This is a genomic window from Gemmatimonas sp. (genome assembly GCF_036405635.1).
In the GTDB taxonomy this organism is placed as follows: Bacteria; Gemmatimonadota; Gemmatimonadetes; order Gemmatimonadales; family Gemmatimonadaceae; genus Gemmatimonas.
The window spans coordinates 1-11,265 of sequence record NZ_DASWXE010000150.1; the positions used below are offsets into that span (position 1 = coordinate 1).

Consider the following 11,265-nt stretch of genomic DNA (forward strand, 5'->3'; position numbering starts at 1 on the left):
GGTCGCCGCCAGGTCGGCTGGCGCGATCCCCAGCGCCACCGCCATCCTGGCCTCCGCCACCATACCCATAGCGACCGCGTCGCCATGCAGCATGTCGTAGTTCAGCAGCTTCTCGATGGCGTGGGCGATGGTGTGTCCGAAGTTGAGCACCTGCCGGAGGCCGCCCTCGCGCTCGTCTTCCGCGACCACGGCGGCCTTGATACGCACACTGTCGGCAATCAACGGGGAGATTGTCGAGGAGAACGACGCCGCACTGCTGCTTCCGGCCAGCAATGCGGGCAGCGCCTGCAGCAGACGTTCATAGTAGGCTGCGTCGGCGATGACCCCGTGCTTGAGCATCTCGGCCAATCCTGAGCGCAGGATCGCCGGTGGCAGAGAGCCCAACACATCGGGGTCGATCACGACGGCAGCCGGATTGTGAAAAGCGCCCACCAGGTTCTTCCCAGCCGGTGTATCCACGGCCGTCTTGCCACCCACCGATGCGTCGACCATCGCGAGCAGCGTGGTGGGCACCTGTACCACGGGCAGTCCACGCATGTACGTGGCGGCCACGAAGCCTGCCAGGTCACACACCACGCCGCCGCCGAGTGCCACGATGGTGGTGTCGCGTCCCGCACCCCACGCCACCAGGTCGTCGGTGAGAGCGGCCCACCGCGCGCGCGTCTTTTCCTGTTCACCCGGCGGCATGGTGAACAGCGCCGACCGCTCGGCGTCGAACTGCGAGTGCACCGCGTCGCCATGAGCGGCGGCCACTGTATCGTCCGACATGATCGCGACCCGATGTGCGGGGGCCACCTGCTGTACGATGGACGCCAATCCCAACCGCACGCCCGGTTCGCAGAACACGGGATAAGCGATCGGCAAGTCCAAGGGAGCTGCCGGTCGTGACGGTGCCACTACCAGGTCACCTCGCCCGCGCCAGCCCGCTTGTTCGCGAGGCGGGCCAGTGTGAAGAGCAGGTCGGAGAGACGATTGAGATAAGTGATCACCAGCGCCGGCAGCTCGATATCCTGCGCCAGGTGCACCACGCGGCGTTCGGCACGCCGACAGACCGTGCGCGCCACATGCAGCGCTGCCGCCTTGGGAGTGCCGCCGGGGATGATGAAGCTGCGAAGCGGCTCCAGTTCCTGGTCGCACTGATCGATGGCGCTTTCCAGCTCCGCGATGCGCTCATCGTCGATCCGGGCCTTGGTCAGGTGATCACGCATCTTGTCGTGATCCGGGGTGGCGAGCAGCGCGCCGATCGCAAAGAGGTCACGCTGGATTGGCACCAGCACCTCGTCGATTCGAGGCATCACCTCGATGCAACGGGCCATCCCCAATGCGGCATTCAACTCGTCGACGTCGCCGTACGCCTCGACGCGGGGATGGTCCTTGCCCACGCGGCCGCCGCCAAAGAGCGCCGTGCCGCCCGTGTCTCCCGTGCGCGTGTAGATCTTCATGCCGAATACTAATGGCGACTACCTTTATCACCATGCCAACCCATCCCATTCGCGACCTGACCATCATCGGCGGCGGCCCCACGGGACTGTTCGCCCTCTTCTACGCCGGTATGCGCGGCGCGTCCGCGCAGATCGTCGATGCACTCCCCGAACTGGGCGGCCAGCTGACCGCGCTCTATCCGGAGAAATACATCTTCGACGTGGCCGGTTATCCGAAGGTGTTGGCCAAGGATCTCGTGAAAGCGCTCACCGAACAGGCGTCCCAGTTCCATCAGGAAACGGGACTGCCTGCGCACCTCGGCAAGCGCATCGTCGGTCTCGAAGAAGAGGATGGGCACTTCGTGCTCGAGACCGAGACCGATCGGTTTGTCTCGAAGGCGGTGGTGATTGCGGCCGGCATCGGTGCGTTCAGTCCGCGTCGTTTGCCGCAGGCATTTGCCGGCGAGTGGTACGGCCGTGGTGTGCACGCCCTGGTGTCCAACCCCGACGCGTTCCGTGACCGTGATGTGCTCATCATCGGCGGTGGCGATTCGGCGTTCGACTGGTGCGCGCAGCTGCGTGAGCGCGCGAAGTCGGTGACGCTCATTCATCGCAGCGATCGCTTCCGCGCGCATGCGGCCACGGTGCAGGAAGTGCACGCGGCAGCGGCGGTGGGCGATGGCCGGGTGAACGTGTTCACCTTCCATGAGCTCGACGCGATTCACGGCGAGACGCACATCACCGGCGTCACCATCAAGGACGTGAAGACCAAGGCTACGCGCCCGCTGGCGTGCGATGTGATCCTTCCCATGCTTGGCTACGTGTCCGACCTCGGCACGCTGCTCGACTGGGGGCTCAACATCGAGAAGGACGAGATCCTCGTCAACACGCAGATGGAGACGGGCCGCCCAGGCATCTATGCCGCCGGCGACATCACCACGTATCCGGGCAAGCTCAAGCTCATCGCGGCCGGTTTCAGCGAAGCGGCCATCGCGGTGAACCAGGCGGTGCACCACATCTATCCGGAGAAGAAGGTGGCACCGGGGCACTCGTCCAACCTGGCAATCTTCGGGCAGAAGGACGACTAGTCAGAGTTCAGACACACTGAGATCTGATGTCTGAAATCTGAGCTCTGACGGAGATAGATGGTGAGAGAGCAGACCGTTCTAGATGTGAGAAGCCTGAGTGCTGGAGTCTGACTGCCTTCCGCGGTGATGCCTGGACCACAGCAACAGCGGTGTCGGTGGCGCACACGACCGGCAGTCGACGCCAGTGCTCAGACCTCTCAGCTCTACAGGGTCTGATCTCTCACCATCTATCTCCGTCGGATTTCAGAGCTCTGAGCTCAGACTTCTGTCGCTTTCCGGGCGCGGGGATCGATCCTTCCGTAGGTCAAATCGGTCAGCAGGTTGACCATCACGAAGACCACAGACAGGAAGAGGACCGAGCCTTGTACGGCCGGCAGGTCGCGCCGGGAAATGGCCATGACCACGTAGCGCCCGATGCCGGGCCACGAGAAGATGGTTTCCGTGAGAATGCTGCCGGTGAGATAGGCGCCGAAGTCGAGGCCGATCACGGTGACCACGGGCATGAGTGCATTGCGCAGGGCATGGCGCACCACCACGGCGCGCTCGGTGAGGCCCTTGGCGCGCGCAGTGCGTACAAAATCGGCGCCGAGCACTTCCAGCATTGCCGATCGGGTCACGCGCGCTAGGTACGCGATGGAGCGTGAGCCCAGTGCCAGCGCAGGAAGTACGAGAAACTCTGGTCGCCCGTAACCCGAGGCGGGCAGCCAGCGCAAAGTCACTGCGAAGAACAGAATCAGCAGCAACCCAATCCAGTACACCGGAAACGAAATCCCGAGGTACGTGGTGGCCAGGGCCACACGATCGAACCAGCTGTGTGGTCGCACGGCCGCCAGCGCGCCGATGCTCACACCTAGCACCGTGGCCAGCAGCATGGCCGCACCGGCCAACTGCAGCGTGCGTGGGAAACGTTCTGCGATGTCGGTCAGGATCGGCCGATTGGTGATGTAGGAGCGGCCGAGGTCTCCGGTGAGGATGCCACCGGCATAATGCGCGAACTGCGTCGGCAGTGGGTCGTCGAGTCGCAGCTCTGCGCGGAGCCGCTCGATGGTGGCGGCGTCGGCACGCTCACCCACCATCGCCTGCACGGGGTCGCCCGGCGCGACGTAGAGCAGCATGAACACCACGACGAGCACCCCGAACAGCGTCGGGATCGACAGGAGTGCGCGTCGCAGCAGGAAAAGTGTCATGCCATGCCCTGAATGAGTGCTACTGGCCGAGCGAGACCTTCGTCCAGCGCTGCCCGTTGAAGATCACGGGCACTTCAAAACCCTTCACCCACGGCTGCACGGCGTACATCTCATTGTAGAAGAACAGGGGCACCAGCCCCACCTGCTGATAGGCGAGTGAATCCGCGCTGCGATAGAGCGTGGCACGGCGCTGGCCGTCGGCCTCACGCCGCGCATCGTCCACCAGGCGATCGAAGGCTGGATTGCTGAAGAACGACACGTTGCCGCCAGCCCCCTTGTTCGCCGTGTGCAGCAGCGGATACAGGAAGTTCTCGGCGTCCGGATAGTCGGCATACCAGTCTTTCACGACGAGATCCGTCTGGCCAGCGCGGGCCGCGGCCCGCATCGCACTGGCGTCTCGCTGCACGAGCTTGAGGCGGATGTTGGCGGCCGCGAGATACGCCTGCAGTGTCTGGGCGAGGCGGGGCCACGGGGACGTCTGTGAACTCCACAGCTCGAGATCGACACCATTCGGATAGCCCGCCTCGGCAAGCAGCCTGCGCGCGGCGAGTGTGTCATAGGGGAACGGCTTGCGCGCGGCGTCGAAGCCGTCGAGGCTGGGCGGCACCACGCCAGCCGCCACCGTACCGCGGCCGGCCAGCAGCTGCGCGAGCAGGGTGGGCGCATCGATGGCATGCGCGAGTGCCTGCCGCACCCGCACGTCCTTGAGTGGACCGCGCGTGGTGTTCACACCCATGTACCAGAGACGCAGGGCCGGTGCACTCACGAGATTCGCGCGGCGTTCGTCGGTGTTCTCCCAGGAACGCGTCTGTTCTTCGGGGATGTACAGCACGTCCACCGTGCCGGCTTCGAACTCCGCTACGGCGGTGGAGGGCTCCGGAATAATGCGCGCGAGCAGCGTGTCGAATGCCGGGGCGCCGCCGTAGTAGGCGGTGTTGCGCGCAAACTTGAGATAGTCATCGTGCTTCCACTGCACGAGCTTCCACGGACCGGTGCCGATGGGCTTCTCGCTGAAGTCCACCCCCACGTGATCGGGCAGGATCGCCGCGGCCGGCATCGCCAGCAACTTGGGGAAGATCGCCAGCGGCTCGGTCAGCGTGATCACGACCGTCGTGTCGTCCGGCGTCTCGAGACCCAGCGGGGCATCCTTGCCCGCCGCCGTTGCCCGGGCCCCGACAATCGGAAACAGCGGCCACACCGTGCCCGCCTGTGTCTCTGGTCGCAGCAGGCGCTGGAAGGACTGACTCACATGTTTCGCGCGGAAGAGCGTGCCGTCATGAAACGTCACGCTGTCGCGCAGGTGAAACGTGTAGCGCAGGCCATCCGGTGAAACATCCCAGCTGCGGGCGAGGGCCGGCTCCACTTCGCCGGCCGGGGTGAATCGCGTGAGCCCATCGAACAGGTAGCCCACTGCGCGACCACTCGGCACATCGGTGGCCTTTGCCGGATCGAGCGACCGGGGATCGTACCAGTCACGTGAGTCCACCAGCGTGTGTCGCACCGAGCTGCGATCGTCGGCGCGACGACAGCCAGGCGCAACGAGCAGAAAAGCGATCGTGACCGCGAAGATGGACCGCATGCGTGTGGTGGAGTACGAAGCCGGTGTCATGCCAGGTTGACGAGGTGAGTGTGCCGGTTGAGCTTGTAGGCTATAGAACGTGCGTCTATCCGTCCATGACCTGACCTCTCCCATCCGCGCGATTGTCGCTCGTCGCTCGGTGGTGCTCACGGCTGTCCTCTCGATCCTGTCGATGATCGGGTGGGCGGCTCGTCCGCTCGCCGCCCAGGATCTCTCCTGCGAGCGTGGGGACCGGGAAGTCCGCGCCCTGCGATTTGCGGGGAACCGGGAATTCCCCGCCACCGTTCTGGCGGGGACCGTGGTGACCACGCCGTCCTCCTTTGCCGGATTGCCGTTGGTCGGCGAGCGGCGTTGTCTGGATCCGGTGGAGTTTGCACGTGATGTGCAGCGACTCGAGACGCTCTACCGCCGCCGCGGATTCCCCGATGTCTCGGTCGATACATTGGTGCGCACGGTCAAGACTGGAGTGATCGATATCACCTTCTCGGTGAAAGAAGGTGAACCGATGCGCGTGTCGGCTTTCGCACTGCGGGGCATCGACAGTGATCCGGAGATCGGCGTGGCGGCGCGCGACTTTCCGATCAAGGTGGGCGGTGTCTTTGATCGCGGCGCACTCGAGGCGGGTCGCGACACGCTCGTACGCCGACTTCGCAACCTCGGCTGGCCCCAAGCCGAGGCACTCCTCGCGTACACCACCAAGACCGCGCAGCGCACGGCAGACATCGAAGTCACGGTGGTGCCCGGCGCCCGGGCCCGCATTGGTCGCATTGCACTGGACGTGGATACCACCAACGGACCGCGTCGGGTTTCCGAAGCCACGGTGCACCGCGCGCTCGCCCTGCGCACGGGAGACTGGTACTCGGCGCGGGCCATCATCGACGCGCAACGCAATCTCTACCAGACGGACGTCTTCCAGCGCGTCGACTTGCAACCCGACAGCCTGCAGCCACCCGGTGACACCATCGTGAACCTGACGGTGCGTCTCGTGGAGGGGGATCGATGGGCGGCGCGTGGCGGTTTGGGGTGGGCCACTCTCGACTGCTTCCGTGTGCAAGGTACGCTCACCGATCGGGACTTCCTGCCCATGGCGCAGCGTCTCGAGTTGTCGGCACGTGTGAGCAAGATCGGCATCGGTGCGCCGCTCGATGCGGCGCCGAACCTGTGCCAGAAGCAGGCACGCGAAGACCCATACAGTCGGACTCTGAACTACAACACGTCCATGACGCTGCGGCAGCCGGTGCGCGCCAACCAGGCCCGTGTCCCGTCGCTGACGGTGTTCAGCTCCACGTTGTCGGAGTATCGCGCCTACCTGCGCCGCACGCCCATCGGTGGCGTGGTGTCGGTCAACGATCCGTTCTCGCGTCAGTCGTCGCCACGCACGCCGAGCACGCTGTCGTATCAGTTGGAGCTTGGCCGCACGGAAGCAGAACCCGCATTTTTCTGCGCGGTGTTCAATGCCTGCGATGCGGAGCTGCGCAGCTTTCTGCAGCGGAACAACCGTCTGGCGGCATTGGAGTACGCGATCACGCGCGAGCGGATGAACGATCCGTTACGTCCGACGCAGGGCACGCTCATGCGGCTGACCCTGCGCCATGCCAGCACGCTCATCGGATCGGATCGCACGCAGCAGTTCAATCGCGCCATTGGTGACGCCTCGTGGTATCGCATGCTTGGCAGCGCCACGATCACGGCGCACTTCAAGGCCGGCATCGTGCAGGGCAGCGGCAGTGGAGCGGGTGTGGGCAGCTTCATTCCGCCGCAGGAACGGCTCTACGCCGGTGGCCCCACCACTGTGCGAGGCTTCCGGCAGAATGAGCTCGGTCCCGCCGTGTACATCGTCAGCGCGTTCGAGGAAGTCACCGAAAACGGGCAGACGTACTATCGCGCGAGTGGGGCAACACAAACCGAACGCGTGGTGCCCACCGGAGGGAATACGCTGCTGGTGGGCAATCTCGAGGCGCAGTGGCCCAGCCCGATCGCGCCGCGTCTGTTGCAGCTCGCTGCGTTCGCCGATGCCGGTCGGCTGTGGAATCGTGGTGGGACGGCGGGAGGCGGCACGCTCAAGGCAGACGGACCAATCGTGAAAATCACGCCAGGCGCTGGCGTCCGTATTGCGTCGCCGTTCGGCGCCATTCGCATCGACTTTGGCTACAACCCGTACGACCTGCCGATTGGCGCAGCGTACTTCAATGCGCGGCCACAAGCGGGTGTTGCGCCGCTGTACTGCGTGAGCCCCGGCAATCGCCTGCGGGTGAGTGCACCGGTAGTGCCAGATGGGCCGGCTGTGCAGGAATCGGGTGCCTGTCCGGCATCTTTCCGTCCGGTGCGGCGCTCCGGCCTGCTCGGGCGCCTGAATCCGAGCATCTGGATCGGGCAGGCGTTCTGATGACGCCACGCCGGCGTACGATCGTTCTGGGTACGGCCACCGTGCTGCTCACGCTGCTGGTGGCGGTGATCGGTGGCATCGTGGCCCTCACCCAGACGGATCGTGGTCGCGCGATGATCCTGCGCGCGGTGCTGCCGGCCGCACGCGCCGCCATTCCGGGCCAGCTGTATGTGGGCAAGGTCGGAGGCACGTTGTTCACCGACATCACGATCGACTCGATCGATCTGCGTGCACCAGACGGCACACCGTTCATCAGCACGGGGCCGATTCGCGCGACGTACGACCCGCGCGACCTGCTCGACCTGCGCATCATCGTGAAGTCGCTCGAAGTCAATCGCCCGCAGGTGACGCTGGTCGACTACGGCGACGACGACTGGAACTGGAAGCGCGCCCTGCGCAAGCGCGCGCCGCGTCCGTCGGTGAATGCCAGCCGGTTGGGCCGCATCATCATGGTCGACACGGCCACGATCAACGAACTCTCGTTCGTGGCCAAGCTGCCGTGGCAGTTGTCCGACACGCTGCGGGGCGCTCAGCGCGACAGTGCCCTCGCGTACAACCTCACGCGGCTCGACATGGACGTGCTGCACGAGGATGATCGCTATGTGCGCGTCTACCGCTTCCAGCGCGGCAATGTGGCGCTGGGCCGTTCGCGAATCGCCGATCCCGACAGCGCTGGTCTGCGCTTCGCCGTGAGGCGCCTCGATGTGATGTGGGACTATCCACCGATCTGGTTCAAGGACCTGCGCGGTGATGTGCGCAAGGTGGCGGATACGCTGTGGGTGGACAGTGCGAAGTTCGCGCTGCCGGGCTCCGTGGCACATGGCGGTGCCAAGGTGGTGTGGGGCAGCGATCTGCCGGTCCGCTACGATGTCGGTTTGCAGCTCGACACGGTGTCCATGACCGACATCGCGTGGCTGGACGAGACCGTCCCCCACACGGGCGGTGGTCGCGCACATCTCACCATCCGCAACGATCCGCGCAATCTCGCGATCATCGAGTACATCATCCGCGGCATGGACGCGAGCTCGCTGCGCTCACGCATTCGCGGCGACATGACCTGGGGTGTGGGCGGGCCCGTGGTGCGACTCACCAACGTCAACCTCGACATGCAGCCGGCACACACCGACCTGCTGCAGTGGATGAACGGCGAGCCATTCCCGTATGACTGGAAAGGCAAACTCACCGGACGGCTGACAGCGCGCGGTGGGTACGTGAACGACTGGACACTCGACGAGGCCACGGTGGCCTTTGCCGATGAACACGTGCCGGGCGCCGTCTCGCGAGGACGCGCCACTGGCAAACTCAATATTCTGGCGCCCGCTGAAGCCATCCTGCACGGGGTGGACCTGACGATTGATACGCTCGACTTCCGCACGCCGCGTTTCGTGAACCCGATGTTCGCGGAACTCAACGGCATTGCCCGCGGGAAGGTGCGTCTCGATTCGCTGTGGTACGACGCCGCGTTCACCGATGCCGACATCGAACTGATTGATGGCCCCGGCCAGTCATCGCGGTTCACGGGACGCGGACGGTATACGCTGGTGCCTGAAGGCACGTGGTTCGATGTGGACCTGCAGGCGCTGCCGCTGTCCTATACCACGATGTCCCGCTCGTATCCCAACCTGCCGCTGCGTGGCTCAGCGGTGGGGCGTATCACGGCGCGCGGCATGGCCGACAAGTTCGAGGTGCAGGCCACGCTGGCGGGTGAAGGTGGTGAACTCGCGTTCACCGGACTTGCCGATGCCCTCGATCCCACCATCGGCGCGTTCGGCTCCTGGCGCCTGCGCGGAGCCAACCTGCAGTCGCTCTTCGGAGACACCCGCTATCCCGTCACCACGCTGTCCATGGCGGGCACGGTGCACATGGAAGGCGAAGTATTGTCCACGATGCGCGGGCCGCTCAGCGCGACGCTCGACCAATTTTCGCGCGTGGCCGATGCCCGTGTGTTTGGTGGCACGGCTGCGTTCAGGTTCGACTCGGGTCATGTCTTCATCGATACGCTTGCTGTAGAAAGCTCCGCGTTGCGTCTCACGGCGCGCGGTGGTCTGGGCCTCGAGCAATCCCGCCGCGACTCGGTGCACTTCACGGTGCACATCGACTCACTGGGTGGTCTCAGGCCGTGGCTGTCTCCGCCAGGCACCGACAGCACGCGCGCATTCATTCTGCCTGCCGACACCCTGCGCGGCACGGCCGAGCTGACGGGAAGTTTGTTCGGGTCGATCGACACGCTCGATACCCGCGGACTTGATGTCGACCTGCGCGCCGACATACGGGGATTGGTGGTGGCGACCTCGCGCGCGCGCCGCGCCGATCTCGATGCCCGGGTGGAAGACGTACTGCGTGCAGCCAACGGCATCGTGAACTTCTCGGCCGACTCGGCCTACGTGGCCGGTATCGATGTGGCGGCCGCCACCGCGCGATCCACGCTGCGTGGAGGATTGGCCGATCGGTTCTCGCTCGCCATGCGCACACCGTCGGAATCGCGAGTGATGATCGGTGGTGGTGTCTCCCGCACCGGCGATTCCACGCATGTGCGACTCGACACCCTCACCTTACGCGTCGACAGCGGCTTCGTGCGCCCGCGTGGCTTCTCACTGGTCACGCCTGCGGCCTTGCGCCTCATGCCCGGTGGGCTCGGCGCGCTCGATTCGCTCGTGCTCCAGCACACGGATACCGGACGCATTGCACTCCGTGGCGAGATTGCGGCCGGCGGTGTGGTGCAGGGCACTGTGCACGCCGATCGGGTGCCCCTCGGTGACTTTGGTCGTCTGCTGCGCACGAACGCCATCACACGCGGTACCGCCGACATGGACCTGGCGGTGAGTGGTACGCGGGAGCGTCCGCTCATTGACGGTACGGTGAGTCTGCGAGATGCGGTGGCTGGGCGGGTACGCCTTGGCGATCTCAGCGCGCGGGCACACTACGACTCTTTGCGACTCGTCCTCTCAGGTGCCTTGCGCGTGGACGGCACGCCCACGCTGCAGGCCATGGCCTCGTTGCCGCTCGACCTTGCACTGGTGTCGAGTCGCCGTCGCCGACTCGATGAGCCGCTCTCGGGCCGCATTGTGAGCGAACGAACCAACCTCGCACTTCTCGAGTCGCTGTTCCCCGACGTCACGCACGCCGCGGGCACACTCGAGACCGATGTGCAGCTCACCGGCACCTGGGAACGCCCCCGTCTGCGCGGTCAGCTGCGCGTGGACAGCGCCGCGCTCACGCTTGCCAATCTTGGCATCCGTCTCGAGCAGGCGAATGCCGACATCGGACTCGCGGGCGACAGCGTGATAATCCGTCGTTTCGGCGCCCGCAGCGGAACGGCGAACGATTCGCTCGGTGTGTCGGGGCTCATTGGCATCACCGAGATTGCACGCCCATCGTTTGAACTGCGACTGGCGGCCAACAACTTCCTGGCCATCGACAAGCCACGCTTCGCGTCGCTCACGGTGTCCACGCCCATGCCCATCACGTTGTCGGGCAGCAGCGATGCGCCTCGCGTGCAGGGTGCCGTACGCATCGATCGCGGACGCATTTACATCAGTCAGCTCGCACAACGGCGCGCGCTCGACCTCAACGACAATTTCGATCTCATCGACACCACGCGCTT

Annotated in this window: 7 protein-coding genes; 3 read left to right on the plus strand and 4 right to left on the minus strand. The window is 65.3% G+C overall.

The window, feature by feature from the left end:
- Together aroB and VGE27_RS12360 are read right to left on the minus strand one after the other, a co-directional pair.
- Positions 1-897, minus strand: an 897-nt coding sequence (gene aroB, locus VGE27_RS12355) for a 3-dehydroquinate synthase (RefSeq protein WP_331049967.1), incomplete at its 3' end; no start/stop codon positions are given.
- Positions 897-1,442: a cob(I)yrinic acid a,c-diamide adenosyltransferase gene (locus VGE27_RS12360; protein WP_331049968.1), complete on the minus strand. Its 546-nt coding sequence runs from the start codon at positions 1,440-1,442 to the stop codon at positions 897-899. The genes aroB and VGE27_RS12360, both read right to left, overlap by 1 nt.
- Before the next feature lie 32 nt (positions 1,443-1,474).
- Between VGE27_RS12360 and VGE27_RS12365 the strand changes: the two genes are divergently transcribed.
- Entirely contained in the window at positions 1,475-2,509 is a 1,035-nt protein-coding gene (locus VGE27_RS12365; protein ID WP_331049969.1) for an NAD(P)/FAD-dependent oxidoreductase, read from the plus strand.
- Between the two features lie 257 nt (positions 2,510-2,766).
- On the opposite strand, the gene VGE27_RS12370 is transcribed toward VGE27_RS12365, so the two are convergent.
- The gene (locus VGE27_RS12370) at positions 2,767-3,696 is read right to left on the minus strand and encodes an ABC transporter permease (RefSeq protein ID WP_331049970.1); all 930 of its coding nucleotides are present in this window, start codon (positions 3,694-3,696) and stop codon (positions 2,767-2,769) included.
- A 19-nt stretch (positions 3,697-3,715) separates the two neighbouring features.
- Positions 3,716-5,305 (minus strand): ABC transporter substrate-binding protein, encoded by a 1,590-nt coding sequence (locus VGE27_RS12375; protein ID WP_331049971.1) that lies wholly within the window; start codon positions 5,303-5,305, stop codon positions 3,716-3,718.
- 49 nt (positions 5,306-5,354) lie between these two features.
- Between VGE27_RS12375 and VGE27_RS12380 the strand changes: the two genes are divergently transcribed.
- Positions 5,355-7,661: a BamA/OMP85 family outer membrane protein gene (locus tag VGE27_RS12380; protein ID WP_331049972.1), complete on the plus strand. Its 2,307-nt coding sequence runs from the start codon at positions 5,355-5,357 to the stop codon at positions 7,659-7,661.
- Positions 7,661-11,265, plus strand: a 3,605-nt coding sequence (locus tag VGE27_RS12385) for a translocation/assembly module TamB domain-containing protein (RefSeq protein ID WP_331049973.1), incomplete at its 3' end; no start/stop codon positions are given. The genes VGE27_RS12380 and VGE27_RS12385, both read left to right, overlap by 1 nt.

Coding starts and splice junctions, on each gene's coding strand:
- VGE27_RS12360 (WP_331049968.1), bottom strand. CDS start 1,442: ATGAAGATCTACACGCGCACGGGAGACACGGGCGGCACGGCGCTCTTT.
- VGE27_RS12365 (WP_331049969.1), top strand. CDS start 1,475: ATGCCAACCCATCCCATTCGCGACCTGACCATCATCGGCGGCGGCCCC.
- VGE27_RS12370 (WP_331049970.1), bottom strand. CDS start 3,696: ATGACACTTTTCCTGCTGCGACGCGCACTCCTGTCGATCCCGACGCTG.
- VGE27_RS12375 (WP_331049971.1), bottom strand. CDS start 5,305: ATGACACCGGCTTCGTACTCCACCACACGCATGCGGTCCATCTTCGCG.